Below are 17,489 nucleotides of genomic sequence, written 5' to 3' on the forward strand. Positions count from 1 at the left end.
TGGGACTGCCAAAATGAATCAAAACCAAGAATAAAATAAACCTAAATACACTATTTGCGTGGAAACTCTTTTTATTAAATTTAGAATGATTCCAATTTAGAGTATACTCCTTTTATTGTAAATTACAAATGTTTCTACGCTTTTTTCATCAAAATATTCCTTTGTTCTTGTGGAAAAATAAGAAAAGAGAAGATAAAAGACCGAATATGAAAAAACCACTTCGATTGAAGTGCTTTTTCTCAACTTAAAATTTTGCTTACCTATATGAATAAAACGCTCATTTTTTTCGAAAATAACTTTTTGCTAATGATCCATTTGCGTATGTGATGATCATTGCTTTAAACCCTAAAATTTCCTTTTCCTCAACCACATTCAACTTTTATAATTAGGCCTAGCATAAAATCAGAATAAAAAAAGTTCGTTTATTCTAATACCCCTTTTTCCTTTGAATAGTCCATATATTTGTAGACTTTCTCTATTTTGCTCTGCTTTACCTTCTCTATCTTCTCTTGAGTAAAGCCTGCAATGACTCCTTGCTTTTGTAACTCTTCGATCATCGCAGTCAATTGATAAAATTCTGTCAACATTTGTTCTTCATTTGTTTCATCAGCTCTGGACGGATGGTGATCATCAAAACCAAATCTGATTGCTTTTGATAATGCTTGTTGGATTTCTGCACACTCTTCCATCGCAACTAAAGCTAAATAGTCATTTTTTCTCATCTTTCTTTCCCTTTCTCTTCTAATTTTCTATTTTTGAAAGTAATCGACATAGACAGGAACTGAATCTTCTTTTAATACACCTTTAGAAACTTCTGGTCTATTTGGACTTTTTTCAAAAATTTCTTCGCTGCCGATCATAATATTAAATCCTGCAATCTCGGCTAATTCATCATGACCTAAACTATAGACCATTCTACCTAAACTACTCCAAACCATTGCTCCTGCACACATACAGCATGGTTCACAACTTGTATAAAGTGTATATTCAGATAGATCTGATATTTTTTTGCTAGAACAAAAATCTCGAATGATTCCTAATTCTGCATGATAAGTAGGGTCACTTTCTGTATGAATTTGATTTTCACCAGTTAGGACAACTTTATTATCTTTTACAAGTAATGCGCCAAAGGGTTCATTTCCCTTTTTAGCAGCATCTTTGGCAAGTTCTAGTGCTTGTTTCATGAATTTTCCGTCTAATTTTTCTTGTTTATTGTTGGCAACCATAATTCTTTCACTCTTCTCTATTTAATATTTTGACTAAATTATAACATGAAATCAAGCGGTTTCATGCCTCCTTATCTACTAAAAAACACCGATCATCAAAATTTCTGATGATGGGTGTCTTTAATTGAAAATCAGTCTTGTTTCATAGCCGCTTTTAAAGCTTGTGCTAGTGCACTTTCTTCTGGTTCTTCTTTTTGTGAATATTTTTTCATCAGCTTACGTTCTTCATGTTTCGTCAGTTTTTTACTGCGTTCTTTTTTATCCTGCATTTTTTCAGTGATCGAACAGTATTTACATTTAAAGTAAGAACCATTTTTACCATCGATAATTTCCATTTTACGGTGGCATTGCGAACAACGGTGATTGGACACTTTCGGGTCTTTTCTACGACGATAGCTACAATCTTGATTGGAACAAACATAGATTTTACCGTCTTTGGTATTTTTCTCGCGCAAGTTTGAGCCACATTCTGGGCATTTCTTTTGTGTGATAGAAAAATCTTGGTATTTACTTTCGCTTTGTTTGATCTCGTTGACTAATTTTTTCGTATCTTGTTCAATTTCTTTAAGGAAAACAGTACTGCTTTGTTTCCCCTTGGCGATAGCTTCTAATGTTTTCTCCCATTTTTCGGTTAATTCAGGCGTAACTAAGGATGGATTGACCAATTCAAGCAATTGTTTGCCCTTTGGTGAAACACTTAAACCATTTGTCGTGCGTTCCATCAATTCTGATTTGATCAGTTTTTCAATGATTTCAGCGCGCGTAGCAGGAGTACCTAAGCTATGTTTTTCCATTAAACCTAGTAAGGAACCTTCAGTCAAAGGTTTTGGTGGTGCTGTTAGTTCTTTATTAATGGTGAAGTTTGGCGGTACGATCATGCCTAATTTCCAGTCGACAGATGGTGCTACTTCTTCTTTTTCTTGCTTCCATCCTGCAACTTCTACTTTGCTTTGACGGAAAATAAATTGTTCTTTATTAAAGTTTACTGTTACTTTTGTTTGTTTTGTGCGGTGAGGTTCAGCAAACATCCCCAAGAAACGTGTAACGATCATATTATAGATTTTTTGCTCGTCTCCACTTAACTTCTCATAACGAGGACGCTGTTCTGTTGGAATCAAGGCATGGTGATCTGTGACCTTCTCGTTTTGGAAGACTTTCGTCAGTTTGACTTGACCACCGTCTTTAATATACGTTTTCACTTCGGGTGCAAAATCACTCACTGCTTGCAAACGCTCTTTCATCGTTGCTTTCATATCCGTTGTTAGATACTTACTATCCGTCCTTGGATACGTCACGATTTTATGAAATTCGTAGAGACTTTGAACGAGGGAAAGAGTTTTCTTCGCTGAAAATTGATAGCGTTGATTGGCTTCTCTTTGAATTTCAGTTAAATCATAAGGAAGTGGTGCTTGTTCTGTTTTCGTTTTTTCTTGGATATCTGTTACTTTCCCTTTGCCTTCGCTTAGTTTTTTTACGAATGCTTCTACATCATTTCGTTCTTTAAATGCGTATGGATTACTTTGAACCAGCTTCGCTTTTTCTTTTTGGACTTGTAGTTCTACTGAAAAATACGTTTGTGGTCTAAAGCCTTCGATTTTCTTTTCTTGTTGTCGGACTAAAGATAGTGTGGGTGTCTGTACCCGTCCAGCTGAAAGGCTATCTTGATATTTTACCGTTAAGGCTCTGGTGACGTTCAAACCAACTAACCAGTCTGCTTTGGCGCGAGCTAAAGCTGAATAATACAAGTTATCATATTCTTTAGCAGGTCTCAGTTTTTTGAAACCATCCTTTATTGCCTTATCTGTTTGCGAAGAAATCCAAAGACGCTTAACTGGCTTGTTAAAATGAACATATTCTAAAATCCAACGAGCGACCAATTCCCCTTCACGTCCTGCATCAGTTGCGATCACCGCTTCTGTGACGTCTTTACGGTTTGCTAATTGCTTAATAGCTTTTAATTGATGTCCTGTTTTTGGTAAAGGCTTGATTCCTAAATTTTTCGGTACCATCGGCAGAGTTTCCATTTGCCATGATTGCCATTCTTTATTGATGTCTTCCGGCATCTTTAGTCCTAGTAGATGACCTAATGCCCACGTCACAATCACATTAGGGCCTTCGTAGTAACTTTTATTCTTTTGATTTGCTCCTAGTACTTTGCTTAAATCTTTGGCAACACTAGGTTTTTCGGCAATAATCAGTTGTTTGTTCGCCATTTATTTCACTCACTTTCTGTATTCCATATGTCAATTGAATTAATCGCTAAAATGTCAATATGTTGATTTTACCACACTCGGCTTGTTCTTTTCGCCTCTTATTCAAGCTTTTTAATTGAAATGTAAATAGAAGAACTATATACTTACTAATTGTAAGTGCATAAAAATAAAGATTATCAAGGAGATACTATGATTACAATTGAGTTTTTTCACGACGTTATCTGTAGTTTCTGTTTTCCAATGTCGTATAGAATGAGACAAATTCAAAAAGAGATGCCTGAATTAAACATCATCCATCGCTCTTTTGCTTTAGCTAGAGATGAGGAAGATCATGAGCGGATGTTTGGTTCTAGAGAAAATGCTAAAAATGAAATCCTATCCCACTGGGTTCATGCTAATCAAAATGATGACCTTCATCGGTTTAACATTGAAGGAATGAGAGCAGCTGACTTTCTTTTTCCAACTTCGATGAATGGTTTACTCGCTGCAAAAGCGGCAGGAGTTGTAGGCGGAGAAGCTAGTTATTGGGACATGTTTGATGCATTACAAACAGGATTATTCGTCTATAGTCAAAATATTGATGACATTGCCGTGATTGAATCAATCGTCAAAAACAGTTCCATTGATTTTGAAAAATGGCAGCAAGCTTTTATTAATCCAGAAACGTTAGCCTTAGTTGAAGATGATTTTCGTTTAGCAAATGCCTATCAACTTAGTGGTGTTCCAGCGTTGATCGTTAATGGAAAATATCTGATCAACGGCGCCCAGCCAATGGATCAAATCATCCAAGCAATTGAGACAATCAAAGAAAAAGAGACACCGATTATTGAAGTGATCGAAAATGGTGAATCGGAAAATGGTTCTTGTACTATGGAAGATGGAAAATGGGTTTGTAAAGATTAGTCTGAACTAGTGTGAAGAAAAGCAACTTTTTAAAGTTTATTTGTTGCTTTTCTTTTTTTGTTCAAAATAACGTAAAGATATCTTTACAAACCGATTTAACTATGCTAAAATAAAGTAAAGATATCTTTACTAAAAATTAGGAGTTTACCATCATGAACGTTCATAATAAGATCAAAGAAATACGTGAAAGTAAGAAAATAACCCAAATTCAGATGGCCACTGATTTAGGCGTTTCTAGACAAACCATGAATGCTATTGAAAAAACAAAGTATAATCCAAGCTTGGAGCTATCTTTAAAAATAGCGAAATATTTTAATATGCATGTTGAAGAAATTTTTCAGCTAGAGGAGGAAGAATAAATGAATACAGCTTTACAAATAACACAAGCCACTATTTTATTACTAATAGGGGTTTTTACAATTAGCTCAATTTTTAATGCTATTAAAGCCTTGGTTCAAGTAAAGAAAGGTCGTCTGGATGAATTAGAGAAAAAAACTGTTTTAGACTCCTTAGTTTATGCAATGATTACGCTCTTCATAGTGCATACGCTTCAATTTGTTCTTGGCATCGCAGCGAATATGATACCAAATAGTGGCTTTCACTATCGTCCAATCATTTCTAGTGGAGTACCTTATAGAAGTATTATTAGTAATGATCCGTGGCACTTTGAATCACTTTTTTTTGATTGCCTCATTTTCTCAGTTATCTACTTCTTCAGAAAACGAAAATATAAAGAGTAAGATAATGTTCCCATTATCTTACTCTCTATATTTTTCTTAATTTTTTTAAACTAAGCTCGATTTACAACATTTCGGTTTCGCACAATCATTATGGCGTTCATGAAAATCATCGCCACTTTCGAATGTCACAGCCTGCAGATCTTTTAACAAAGCTAATCCTTTATATTGTTGCAGATCTTCATCGCATTCTTCACACCAGCGTTCGTCACCATTGTTCCAAAACGCTGCTAAGTAATTCACTTTTGTATTTATGTACTCATATGTTGAAGAAAGTTCTTGCCATTGTTTTATGTAGTAACGTTCCGCATCTTCTAAAGAGTCAAATGTTCTATTTTCTTCGATATCTTCTTGCCAGTCCTCAAAAAACCACCAAGGCTCATTATCGCCGTACATGGTAACCACTTGGTACATTGATCTATCACTCCAATTCTTTCTACAAGAGCTATTTTAGTCACTTAGGGGGAAACTTTCAACTTAAGTGCTTGTGAAATACTTTTTTGTTTAAACGTTCATTATTTTAAGTTTACCACAAATTGGAATAGCCGTAAGAATAAACTTGTTTTTCTCTTTCTATCATTGCGAATAGAAAGAGCATTTGCTAAAATATGAAAAGAATAGAAAGGAACGTTTCTGATTATGAAAAAACCTGTATTTTGGAATTCGATAGCTATTTATTTACTATTATATAATAATATTTTGCTCATCCTATCGTTGATCTTGGCATTGAAAACTGTAGTTGAAGGAAATGGAAGCTTTGGATCAGATGTTTGGTATCAGATAGCTGTTTTTCTAATTTATATTATTGAAATAGCTGGATTGATAACAGGGGGAAAAAAAGGCTACGTCATCTCTATACTTTTCATTCCATTTATTTTTTTAATGTACTTTTACCCACCAATGATGGTCAGTATGTTTCCGAAAATGATTATGCTAGCATTTCGTGTCGTTGAGTTATTTTCAATGCTTTATCTTATTGTTTCACCAGAATCGAGAGCATATTTTCGTAACTATAATCAAAAAAACGAGTAGGAAAAAGTCCCTACTCGTTTTTTGATTAAATATATTGCAACACTTTTTCTTCTTGATACGCTTGATCGATCAAACCGCCACCAAGACATTCCATCCCATCATAAAATACGACTGCTTGTCCAGGAGTGATTGCTCGAACTGGTTCTGAAAAAATAACTTTAGCTGTTGTTCCATCACCCGTTAACACAACTTTAACTGGAATATCATCTTGACGATAACGGAATTTCGCTGTACATTCAAATTCTCTTGGCATTTCTGTATCCACTGTGAAATGAATTTCACTTGCATCTAAATGCGTTGCGTATAATTGTTCATGATGAAACCCTTGTCCAACATATAATGTGTTCGTTGCTAGATCTTTTCCCACTACAAACCAAGGTTCTTGTGAGCCTTTGCCGCCGCCAATTCCTAAGCCTTGGCGTTGTCCGATCGTATAATACATCAAACCATCATGTTGCCCTTTGATTTCTCCATCTAAAGTAACCATATTCCCTTTGTTAGCAGGTAAATAGGTACTTAAAAATTGTTTGAAGTTCTTTTCTCCGATAAAACAAATACCTGTTGAATCTTTTTTCTTTGCAGTTGCTAAATCAGCACGTTCTGCGATTGCTCGAACTTCTGATTTTTCCATGCCTCCTAAAGGAAACATCGTTTTAGCTAATTGCGCTTGAGACAATTGACTCAAGAAATATGTTTGATCTTTATTATTATCCACACCACGTAACATACGTACGGTGCCGTCTTCTTTTCGTTCTACTTGGGCATAATGTCCAGTTGCTACATAATCTGCCCCTAGTTGCATCGCATACTCTAAAAAAGCTTTGAATTTAATTTCTTTATTACACATCACATCAGGATTTGGCGTCCGTCCCAAGCGATATTCTTTAAGAAAATATTCAAATACGCGATCCCAATATTCCTTTTCAAAGTTTACAGAGTAGTAAGGAATACCGATTTGGTCGGCAACTTTCGCTACATCCTTGTAATCTTCGGTGGCTGTACACACACCATTTTCATCCGTGTCATCCCAATTTTTCATAAAGATACCCACGACATCATAGCCTTGCTCTTTTAAAAGCAGTGCTGTAACAGAAGAATCTACACCTCCGCTCATGCCTACAACAACACGAGTTTTGCTGTTATCTGTCATTTGATCACCATCATTTCAATTTAGATTCTGAACTCATCTACGATTTGAAGGTCGTAACTTTTCAGTGATACTTATTATACTAGTATTTTTGAAGAAGTAAAGGTATTAAGAGTGAACAACTTGCTTCTCAGTAAAATTATTCTTCATTTTGAACGCAAAAAAATAAGACAAGACCTTGTCGATCTTGTCTTATTTTCAGAATATAGCATTATGCTTTCTCAAAAACCCCGCGACTGATCATACCATCCATCAAGAAATAAAACTTCTCTTGACTCATTGCATGAGATTCACTTTTGAAGATATTCATTGATTTTAAACCATTAGCTGTTGTCACAGACATTTTCAATGTTTTTAAATCTTCTGCGATCGTGATTTTTAATTTAAAGCCTTCTTTACTTTGGGGTGTTGCATCCAATGGACGAATCAACTGAAAATTCCCTGAATTCGTTTCAGTGAAGCCATTATCTTTTAACGTGTATTTTTTTGCTTGTTCATTTACTTTATAAAATACCGTACAACCTTCTACTGTTGCTTTTTCTTTAAATGCCATTTTTCCACCTCTTTATTTATTGTCTCTTTTATTATAGTTGGTACGCTTTCTTTTTGCTAGTTCTAATCTGACTTTTCTTTAATTACTACTTAATTTTTTGAATTATGTCGACTAATATAGCTGTTAATCGTTGGATCTGTGCTTCATCATTTCCTAATCCAAAACTGATTCGTACAGATTCCTTGATGGCTGGATCATTTTCGCCATACATCGCTTGTAGAACATGAGAAGGATCGACTGTGCCTGCAGTACAAGCTGAACCTGTTGATATCGCCACACCTTGTAAATCTAAGTGCATCAACAATAAATCACTTGGCACGCCTTTAAATTGTACATTTAAAATATGAGCCAACTTATTTTCAGGATTACCGTTGATCCGATAATCAAGCTGAGCTTTATCCAGTTCAGTTAAAATAATTCGTTCAAATTTGATATATTTTTCATGCCGTATTTCTTTTTCAGCCTCTGTCAAAAGTTCGACTGCTTTGCCCATTCCAGCAATACCAGCTAAATTTTCCGTCCCTGCTCGGCGTTTTTCTTCTTGTTCTCCACCGTGTAAAAATGACGGTAAAGAAATGGCATCATTTTTAAATAAGAAGCCTACACCTTTTGGTCCATTGATTTTATGAGCAGAAATACTCAATAAATCAATCCCTAATTCATGTGGTAAAATCCGTTCAGAGCCATATGCTTGTACAGCATCTGTATGAAAAATTGCTGGATGTTCTTTTAATAATTCCCCGATTTCTTTGATCGGCATTAAATTACCAATTTCATTATTGCCATACATCACGGAAACCAAAATTGTATCATCCCGCAAAGCAGCTTCAAAATCTGCGATGGACAGATTTCCATCTATGTCAACAGGTAGATAGGTCACTTCAAACCCCAACTCTTCCAGATACTTCATTGTTTCTAAAACAGCAGGATGCTCGATCGCTGTTGTAATCAGATGCATTCCCTGCTCTTTTCTAGAAAATGCCGTCTCAATGATTGCCGTGTTGTCCCCTTCTGTTCCACCACTATTAAAGATAATCTCGTGTGGCTTTACTTCAAGGCTTGCCGCAATCACTTGACGGATGTCTTCTAACTTACGATGGGCTTGTCTGCCAAATGTATGGATACTAGACGGATTGCCAAAGGTATTGGCCATTTCACTGGCCATTATCTCAATAACTGCTGTATGCGCAGGTGTTGTTGCTGCATGATCTAAATAAATGGTTTCCACTGAACTCGTCCTTTCTGAATCCTTTTTAATGGGATTAGTTTAACATAACTGGAAATGTTCCTCAAAGAATGATTCTTTTATCAACTATTTTACAAAACGTTTTTCTTTTCGATACGTATAAATATTGCCATACGTAAAAACAGCTATCCCTGCCCAAATAAAACCAAATGCGATAAATTGATCGGCTGAATAAGGCTCATGGTATAAAAATAGTGCAGATATCAGCATTAAGGTTGGTCCTACATACTGAATAAAGCCTAAAATAATATAAGAAATCTGTTTTGCCGCTTGTGCAAAAAGCAATAAAGGAATTGCCGTAACGACTCCTGCACCCATCAGCAGCAGATTAGTAGATAGTTCGTAGTGCATAAATCCTTGTCGTGAAAAGAATAGTAGATAGACCAAAGCCACGGGTAAAATGACAAATGTTTCAATCGTCAACCCTGTATACGAACTCACAGTAACTCCTTTTTTGATCAATCCATAAAAACTAAATGTCACAGCCATGATAAGTGGCGCTAACGGAATTTCACCTGTTTGAATCGTTAGTAAAAGAACCCCCAGCAAAGCTAATCCGCATGCAATCATCCCTGAACGACTTAATTTCTCTTTCAAAATCAGAGTTGCCAATAAAACGTTCACTAGTGGATTCATATAATAGCCCAAACTCGCTTGGGTAACGTGCCCTTGACTAACTGTATAAATAAAGGTGAACCAATTTACTGAAATCAAAATAGCCGCACAAATAATAGCAAATAATTTTTTCTTATCTTGTATAACCATTTTGACCTCGGCTAAAAATAACGACCATCTCTTCGTCACTAAAATATAAACGATCATAAATAGAAAAGACCAAACGATGCGATAACATAATATATCCAACGGATCGACTGTAGGCAATAACTTCCAATAAATCGGAATGATCCCCCAAAATACATACGCAATAAAGCCTAATAAAACTCCCTTTTTCTGTTCTTTCACACGTGTAGCCCCTTTCCTTTGCTTGTATCATTTTTAATGAGTACTTTTATTTAACCAAATAAATACTAAAAAGAAGTCCAGTCTAAAGCAATAGCTGAACTTCTTTCTTGATTTAAACAGATTACGATGTTTATTTTTCTTCTAAACGAAATAACGGACTCATTGGTGTATTTTCATGAATTCGTTTTACTGCTTCGCCCATCAGCTCAGCACAAGAAACAATATTCAACGCAACTGGTTTGCGGTCTTCAGAAATAAAGACAGAATCAGTCACACAAATCTGTTCAATTGGTGATGCATCTAAGGTTTCTTTAGCTCCTTTAGATAGTAACCCATGAGAAGCACAAGCATAGATACGTTTTGCTCCATTTTCTTTTAAAATCTCTGCAGCTGTCGCCATCGTACCGCCGGAATTTAAAATATCGTCTACTAAAATACATGTCTTGCCTTTGACCTCACCAATAACATAACCTGAGCGTACACCATCAACTTCATCTTGATCCACGATTGCTAATGTCGCATCTAAGTATTCAGACAAGCTTCTCGCACGCTGTACCCCGCTATTTTTAGGAGAAACGACAACGATATCTTCCCCTGTCAATTGCTGCTCACGATAATTATGGGCAAATAATGGCATTGTAAACAGATTATCTACTGGAATATCAAAAAATCCTTGGACTTGAACTGTATGTAGATCTAGCGTCAGTACGCGCGTTGCCCCGGCTTCTTCTAATAAATTAGCCACTAATTTTGCTGTGATCGGTTCTCTTGGTTTAGCAGTCCGATCTTGTCTAGCATACCCATAATAAGGTAATACCACATTGATTGTTTTAGCACTTGCTCGTTTTAACGCATCAATCATAATCAACAACTCCATTAAGTTGTCATTGACAGGAAGATTGGTTGATTGAACAAGAAAAACATGGTCCCCACGAATACTCTCTTCAATATTGATTTGAATCTCTCCATCACTAAACTGACGCACCGTGCTTTTTCCTAGTTCAGTCCCGACGACTTCAGCAATTTTCTCTGCTAAAGGGCGATTTGCATTCAAACTAAAGATTCGTAATGTTTTATCCTGGTATTTTTGGGTCATGATTTCCTCCGTGATCTAGATATTTTTCTATTCTTATAATTAAACACTTCATTTTCTATTTTAACACTGATTCCATAAAAAATCATGGATCTTTTTCTTTCCTGTGACAAATATATGAAAATCCAACGACTTTTAATCGAATTAAATTTGTGCTTACAAAAGTGTTCGTTAAATCCTATACAATCATCTTGCGTTTCTCCATTGTACAAGTAAAATAAGTACTAATCGGAGGTGGTCGAAGACATGCACTACAAGAAACATCATAAAAAAAGAAGCCCTTATACGCCCATATTAATTATTTTGCTCTTAATCATTTTGGTAGGAATAGAACTTTATCTTTTATTTTTTCAAAATCGGACTACACCTGCTTCTCAAACTGGTTCAAGTGAGTCCATCACAGAGACAACGCAGTCTTCTACATCCCTTACACCAGATGCACAACAAGCAGAAAATTTTAATAAAGAAGTCCAACCCACTTCTGATTTTGCTAATGAAATAAATCAGGAATTGGAAGATAAACAATTTATCGGTACCGCTCTTGTTATTCACAATGGACAGATTATTTTGCAGAAAGGGTTTGGTTACGCGAATTTTTCGGAAAATCGTCCCAACACTTACGAATCTACATTTCAAATTGGGTCAATTCAAAAAGCCTTTACTGCTTCTCTTATTTTACAACAAGTACAAGCACAGAAGCTCTCATTAGATGATACTTTAGATCGTTTTTATCCAACTATTGAAGGTAGTGAAAAAATCACGATTCGCCAATTACTTTCGATGACTTCCGGCTTATATCAAAAAATCAAGCCGACGATCATGATGTCTGATGATGCCTTTCTTCAATTTTCGATTTCAAATGCAGCGATGGGCATCTATGGGAAATATAAATATGAGGCGGTCAACTATTCAATTTTAGTTGGTATTCTAGAACAATTGACTGGCACTTCTTACCGAACTTTATTTACTCAAACATTCAACCAAGGTCTTAAATTATCTCATACCTGCTTTTATAATGACTTCATCAAGTCAAGTAACCGAACCTATGCCTATGAGAAAGTTGATGGTAAAAATTTTGGTTCTATCATCCGTGATGATACCTTAACATTCGATCAAGAAATTGGTACGGGAAATGTTGGAATGACTGTTGGCGATCTTTATTTATTTTACTCTAGTTTATTTGAAGGGAAAATTGTTGACCAACAAATCATCGATGAACTTTGGACGCCTGACACTGAAACAAAATACATGGGTGGACTTTACAATTTCCCTAATTATATTAAAGGGCATGGTACAGAAGGTGGTTTTGAATCAAATGCAATGGTTTCAAAAGATCTTCAAAATGCCGTAATCTTATTATCCAATCAATACCCTAAAGATAACACACATTCAGAATTAGCAAAATCGATTTTCAATTTACTTGGACCTTATCAAAGTAAATGATAGTAAGAAATGGAAGTTAGAACAGAAGCGTTTATACAGATTCTAAGTGAGTGGGATATGACTCGAAAAGTTATGTCCCACTTACTTTTTTTATTTATTTTTAGGCTAACCTAAAAAATGGATTGATTTTAATTTAAGTTTATCTTATACTGATTTTAAGGCAAACCTAAAAAGGAGGTTTTTTTATGTCTATAAATAATAATATTCTTACAATCAAACATTTAACAGTTAGTTATCAAGGGCAAAAGGCCTTAAACGATATTTCTTTACAAATTCCCGCTGGAAAAATCACAGGAATTATCGGGCCAAATGGTGCGGGAAAATCTACCTTTCTAAAAGGAATGCTTGGATTACTTAAAACAGATTCAAGAACAGTTTTATTAGGAGAACAACTTCTTGATACTCAAAAGAAACGAATCGCTTACGTGGAACAACGTAGCGCATTAGACCTGTCTTTTCCCATCAATGTTTTGGAGGTTGTTCTTCTAGGTACCTATCCAAAATTAGGATTGATGAAGCGCCCTAAAAAACAAGAAAAGGAACAAGCCTTAAAAGCACTTAAGACAGTGCAATTAGAAGAATTTGCTAAGCGCCAGATTGGTGAGTTATCTGGTGGGCAATTACAACGAGTATTTATTGCCAGAGTACTTGCTCAAGAAGCTGATATTATTGTATTAGATGAACCTTTTGTCGGCATTGACATGACGAGCGAAAAAGTCATCATGGATATTCTAAAACAATTAAAAGAAGCTGGAAAAACAATCGTGATCGTCCATCATGATCTTCACAAAGTCGCTCACTATTTTGACGAAGTTATCATCTTAAAGAAAAAACTAATTGCTTGTGGACCCGTTGCAACTACATTTACAAATAAAAATATCCAATTAGCATATGGTGAAACAATGGGCGATATAATTATCAAAGGAGTGGCTGATGCATGATTACAAATTTTATTGACGGGCTGATTCGCTACCAATTTTTACAAAATGCTTTGATTACCTCGATCATCGTTGGATTGGTTTCAGGAATCATTGGGTCGTTTATCGTATTACGAGGAATGTCTTTGATGGGAGATGCCATCTCTCATGCTGTCTTACCTGGGGTTGCGGCTTCTTATATGTTTGGTGTCAATTATATTTTCGGCGCTTCGATTTTTGGTATTTTAGCGGCTTTATTGATTGGGTTTATTACTCAAAAAAGTCAGTTAAAAAATGATACAGCTATTGGTGTTGTTTTTAGTTCATTTTTCGCGTTAGGAATCATTATGATCTCATTCGCAAAAAGTTCAACTGACCTTTATCATATTCTCTTCGGGAATGTTTTAGCCGTTCGAGATTCTGATATTTTGATTACTATTGTCGTTGGAATCATCGTGTTGATATTCGTTGGCTTGTTCTATAAAGAGCTGCAAATCACCTCTTTTGATCCAACAATGGCGCAAGCTTATGGGCTGAATGTTCAATTTTTCCATTATGCATTGATGTTTTTATTAACATTAGTGGCTGTTTCATCTTTACAAACAGTGGGAACGATTTTAGTGATTGCCATGTTGATCACGCCTGCCGCTACTGCTTACTTGTTGACGAATCACTTGCCTACAATGATTGCTTTAGCTTCTCTTTTTGGGATACTAAGTTCGATCATCGGTTTATTCTTTAGTTATTCATATAACTTAGCTTCAGGTGCTACGATCGTTTTAACCGCAGCGGCATTTTTCATTATCGCTTTTCTATTTTCCCCTAAAAAAGGCTTATTTTTTATCAATAAACAGAAAACGGAGGAACCTACATTATGAGAAAGAAAATACTTTTTATTACGGCACTAGCTAGTTTATTTTTACTAGCTGCTTGTCAGTCTAAGTCTGCAGATACCTCAGATAAAGAAAAAATCAATGTTGTTGCCACTAACTCGATTCTTGCTGATATGGTCGATAATGTGGGGAAAGATTTAGTCAATTTACACAGTATCGTACCCGTAGGAACAGATCCACATGAATATGAACCATTACCGGAAGATGTTGCCAAAGCCTCTGAAGCGGACGTTTTATTCTTCAATGGACTAAACTTAGAAACAGGGGGAAACGGCTGGTTCAGTAAACTAATGGAAACAGCTAAGAAAACAGAAGATCAAGACTTTTTCTCCGTTAGTAAAAATGTTGAACCAATGTACTTAACGAGTGCTGGACAAGAAAATGAACAAGATCCACATGCTTGGTTAGATATCCAAAACGGAATTGCTTATGTAGAATCGATCAGAGATACATTGAGCAAAAAAGACCCTAAAAATAAAGAAACCTATGAAAAAAATGCCAAAGAATACATTGAAAAACTGTCTGCTTTAGACAAAGAAGCTAAAGAAAAATTCGCAGATATTCCTGAAAACAAAAAGTTACTAGTCACAAGTGAAGGTGCTTTTAAATACTTCTCGAAAGCATACGGATTGACGGCTGCTTACATTTGGGAAATCAATACAGAAAGTCAAGGAACACCAGATCAAATGAAACAAATCATCGATAAAATTCATAAAACAAAAGTCCCTTCTCTATTTGTTGAAACAAGTGTAGACAAACGTAGTATGGAACGAGTTTCAAAAGAAACAGACTTACCGATTTACAGTACGATCTTTACTGATTCTATTGCTAAAAAAGGCGAAGATGGTGACAGTTATTACGCCATGATGAAATGGAATTTAGATAAGATCCATGATGGACTGATGAAATAAGAAAAGAGCCCGTAACAAAACTGCTTGTTAGTTTTGTTACGGGCTTTAACTCTGAATAATCGGAGATAAGACCTTTTGTCTCGACCTCTTTTATTATCTGATCATTTCTTCAATATTGATGACACGATCTGTGATATCTGTATAAAATTCTTCCTCATGGGAAACGATCACAATCGTTCCTTGATACTGTTGAATCGCTTGACGCAAGCTGTCTTTCGCTGCTGCATCAATGTGATTCGTTGGTTCATCCAAGAAAATAAGATTACTTGAATCCATTGTCAGCTCACTTAGTTTTACTTTTGTTTGTTCTCCCCCACTTAGTAGACGTAGTTGTTGATTTACTAACTTATCAGGCAATCCACATTTCGCTAAATACGTACGGATTTCTTTCACTGTTTTTTTAGGAAAGCAATCACTTAAATAGGCTAATGGAGTCAAATAGTCATTTTCCCACGTCAACTCTTGGGAGAAATAAGCGATTTTAGTATTCGCTGGATACTGATACTCCCCACTGATCGGTTGAATTCTACCAGTTAGAGTTTTGATCAGCGTTGATTTACCAATGCCGTTAAATCCTTTAATGGCTACCTTTTCTCCACTATGCACAGATAAATTGATCGGAGCTAATAATGGTTCGTTGTATCCAATCACTAATTCATCTGTAATCAATGCTAGGCTTGCGACGATTGGCTGATAGGGAAATTGAATTTGTGGTTTCATTAAACTGCCTGGAGGTGCCATACGTTCTACACGGTCTAATTGTTTTTGTCGACTTTTTGCCATAGTCGCGCGATTACCGGCCTTGTATTTACGAATATAGGCTTCTGCTTTTTCAATTTTTGCTTGTTGGGCATGGTATTGTTTTAAGTAGCTTTCTTTATTTTGTTCCTTTTGAGCAAAAGATTTTTCCACATTCCCAGTATATTTCGTTAATTTACCAAATTCAATATCACAAATACAATTCGTAACAGCATTTAAAAAGTGATAATCATGGGACACTAAAATAAACGTTCCATCAAAATCATTTAAATAATCGATCAGCCATTGAATATGAGTATCATCTAAATAGTTTGTCGGTTCATCTAATAATAAAACATCAGGTTCTTCTAGTAGCAACTTTGCCAAAATAACTTTGGATCGTTGTCCACCGCTTAACTCATTCATTGGTCGCTCTAATCCGATTGCTTCAATTCCTAAACCATTCGCAAGATCATTGATGATCGGATCGATTTGATAAAAATCACTTTCATCTAGTTGCGTTTGTAAGTTCCCTGCCCGCTCTAACAATTTGTCTGCACCAGTTTCACCATACTCTGTGTACAACTCATTTATCTTCTCTTCGATTTCATAAAGTACCTTGTACGCTTGATGTAAAAATTCATTGATCGTACTATTGCCAATCACCTCAACGTATTGATCCAAGTACCCGATTTTCGTATTATTTTGCCAAGTAATGCTACCATCATCTGCCAAAATTTCACCGGTTAAGATCTTGACTAAAGTAGATTTCCCTACACCATTTTGTCCAGTTAGCCCCATATGATCACCTTTATTGACACGAAGGGATGTATCTTCATACAGAATTTTTTCGCCAAAACGTTGGGTTAGATGTTCGATTGTTAATAAACTCATTTTTTTATTCCTCTTTTCGATTTTTGCAAAGCTTCCTTTGAAATGCTTTGCTCTTCATTCATTGTAAATTTCAGTAACTATCAGTTTTTATCTACTCAAAAATTAAAGTTGTTTTGCACAACGCTTTCGTACGTTTAACGTAAAGGTCATTTGTTGTTTATTCAGATAAAAAAACAAGCGATCAAATAGGTTCACCTATCTTATCCCTTGTCATATCGACAAAGGACAACGTACGAAACACGTTGTCCTTTGTTCAGCACTATAAAAATCATGATCATCGTCAAAAGCAACACTAAATAAGACTACCGCTTAGTCTCAAAAATTCAGTCTTTATTTTGACGATGAAGCGTTCATTTTATTAGGCTCCACAACAATGCTTCATCACATTCATCTGTTGGGAGCTGCTTCTTTTCACAAATTTATCTGAAAGAAAAAACATTCTTAATCACCTTTCTTTACAAAAATAGTCTACCATAATTGATTTGAAAAGCAAGAATATTGTTGAGCAATACTTTCGCTCTTTGTACAATATATTGAATTATTTTGCTTATATCTCTAGTCAACACTTTTAATAATAATG

Annotated in this window: 18 protein-coding genes; 8 read left to right on the forward strand and 10 right to left on the reverse strand. The window is 35.5% G+C overall.

Features of this window, described 5'->3' with window-relative positions; translation table 11 throughout:
* Positions 1-422: 422 nt before the first annotated feature.
* The 3 genes from A5821_RS07100 to A5821_RS07110 all read right to left on the reverse strand — a co-directional run bounded on the left by A5821_RS07100 (position 423) and on the right by A5821_RS07110 (position 3,439).
* Positions 423-722 (reverse strand): hypothetical protein, encoded by a 300-nt coding sequence (locus A5821_RS07100; RefSeq protein WP_086313875.1) that lies wholly within the window; start codon positions 720-722, stop codon positions 423-425.
* A 27-nt stretch (positions 723-749) separates the two neighbouring features.
* Complete coding sequence (locus A5821_RS07105) at positions 750-1,226, reverse strand: nucleoside deaminase (RefSeq protein ID WP_086313876.1); 477 nt, start codon at positions 1,224-1,226, stop codon at positions 750-752.
* Between the two features lie 131 nt (positions 1,227-1,357).
* Positions 1,358-3,439, reverse strand: a complete 2,082-nt coding sequence (locus tag A5821_RS07110) for a DNA topoisomerase III (RefSeq protein WP_086313877.1) — start codon at positions 3,437-3,439, stop codon at positions 1,358-1,360.
* Between the two features lie 189 nt (positions 3,440-3,628).
* Here A5821_RS07110 and A5821_RS07115 point away from each other — a divergent pair, with 189 nt between their 5' ends.
* The 3 genes from A5821_RS07115 (at position 3,629) to A5821_RS07125 (ending at position 5,082) form a co-directional block, all read left to right on the forward strand.
* A complete protein-coding gene (locus A5821_RS07115) occupies positions 3,629-4,342 on the forward strand; it encodes a DsbA family oxidoreductase (protein ID WP_086313878.1) in 714 nt (237 codons plus the stop codon).
* Positions 4,343-4,494: 152 nt separating this feature from the next.
* Positions 4,495-4,701, forward strand: coding sequence for a helix-turn-helix transcriptional regulator (locus A5821_RS07120; RefSeq protein WP_010771364.1), 207 nt, complete (start codon positions 4,495-4,497; stop codon positions 4,699-4,701).
* Positions 4,702-5,082, forward strand: coding sequence for a hypothetical protein (locus tag A5821_RS07125; RefSeq protein WP_086313879.1), 381 nt, complete (start codon positions 4,702-4,704; stop codon positions 5,080-5,082). It abuts the gene before it with no gap.
* 45 nt (positions 5,083-5,127) lie between these two features.
* Here the strand turns inward: A5821_RS07125 and A5821_RS07130 are convergent, their stop codons facing one another.
* Positions 5,128-5,493, reverse strand: a complete 366-nt coding sequence (locus A5821_RS07130; RefSeq protein WP_086313880.1) for a DUF1033 family protein — start codon at positions 5,491-5,493, stop codon at positions 5,128-5,130.
* Between the two features lie 225 nt (positions 5,494-5,718).
* On the opposite strand from A5821_RS07130, the gene A5821_RS07135 reads away from it, so the two are divergent.
* Positions 5,719-6,111 (forward strand): hypothetical protein, encoded by a 393-nt coding sequence (locus A5821_RS07135; RefSeq protein WP_086313881.1) that lies wholly within the window; start codon positions 5,719-5,721, stop codon positions 6,109-6,111.
* 25 nt (positions 6,112-6,136) lie between these two features.
* On the opposite strand, the gene mnmA is transcribed toward A5821_RS07135, so the two are convergent.
* The 5 genes from mnmA to A5821_RS07160 form a co-directional block, all read right to left on the reverse strand.
* On the reverse strand, positions 6,137-7,261 hold the full coding sequence (mnmA, locus tag A5821_RS07140) for a tRNA 2-thiouridine(34) synthase MnmA (RefSeq protein ID WP_086313882.1): 1,125 nt from the start codon (positions 7,259-7,261) through the stop codon (positions 6,137-6,139).
* 208 nt (positions 7,262-7,469) lie between these two features.
* Complete coding sequence (locus tag A5821_RS07145) at positions 7,470-7,811, reverse strand: DUF1831 domain-containing protein (protein ID WP_086313883.1); 342 nt, start codon at positions 7,809-7,811, stop codon at positions 7,470-7,472.
* Between the two features lie 85 nt (positions 7,812-7,896).
* Positions 7,897-9,039, reverse strand: a complete 1,143-nt coding sequence (locus tag A5821_RS07150) for a cysteine desulfurase family protein (RefSeq protein WP_086313884.1) — start codon at positions 9,037-9,039, stop codon at positions 7,897-7,899.
* 84 nt (positions 9,040-9,123) lie between these two features.
* A complete protein-coding gene (gene rarD, locus A5821_RS07155; RefSeq protein ID WP_086313885.1) occupies positions 9,124-10,020 on the reverse strand; it encodes an EamA family transporter RarD in 897 nt (298 codons plus the stop codon).
* Positions 10,021-10,150: 130 nt separating this feature from the next.
* Entirely contained in the window at positions 10,151-11,116 is a 966-nt protein-coding gene (locus A5821_RS07160) for a ribose-phosphate diphosphokinase (protein WP_086313886.1), read from the reverse strand.
* A 243-nt stretch (positions 11,117-11,359) separates the two neighbouring features.
* Here A5821_RS07160 and A5821_RS07165 point away from each other — a divergent pair, with 243 nt between their 5' ends.
* The 4 genes from A5821_RS07165 (at position 11,360) to A5821_RS07180 (ending at position 15,277) form a co-directional block, all read left to right on the forward strand.
* Positions 11,360-12,556, forward strand: coding sequence for a serine hydrolase domain-containing protein (locus A5821_RS07165; protein ID WP_086313887.1), 1,197 nt, complete (start codon positions 11,360-11,362; stop codon positions 12,554-12,556).
* A gap of 185 nt (positions 12,557-12,741) precedes the next feature.
* On the forward strand, positions 12,742-13,497 hold the full coding sequence (locus A5821_RS07170; RefSeq protein ID WP_086313888.1) for a metal ABC transporter ATP-binding protein: 756 nt from the start codon (positions 12,742-12,744) through the stop codon (positions 13,495-13,497).
* Positions 13,494-14,351, forward strand: a complete 858-nt coding sequence (locus A5821_RS07175; protein WP_086313889.1) for a metal ABC transporter permease — start codon at positions 13,494-13,496, stop codon at positions 14,349-14,351. Before A5821_RS07170 ends, A5821_RS07175 begins: the two co-directional genes overlap by 4 nt.
* Entirely contained in the window at positions 14,348-15,277 is a 930-nt protein-coding gene (locus A5821_RS07180) for a metal ABC transporter substrate-binding protein (protein ID WP_086313890.1), read from the forward strand. The genes A5821_RS07175 and A5821_RS07180 overlap by 4 nt, the downstream gene beginning before the upstream one ends.
* Positions 15,278-15,370: 93 nt before the next feature.
* On the opposite strand, the gene A5821_RS07185 is transcribed toward A5821_RS07180, so the two are convergent.
* Positions 15,371-16,909, reverse strand: coding sequence for an ABC-F family ATP-binding cassette domain-containing protein (locus tag A5821_RS07185; RefSeq protein WP_086313891.1), 1,539 nt, complete (start codon positions 16,907-16,909; stop codon positions 15,371-15,373).
* Positions 16,910-17,489 lie beyond the last annotated feature (580 nt).

The organism is Enterococcus sp. 7F3_DIV0205 (assembly GCF_002141365.2).
Taxonomy (GTDB): domain Bacteria; phylum Bacillota; class Bacilli; order Lactobacillales; family Enterococcaceae; genus Enterococcus_L; species Enterococcus_L palustris.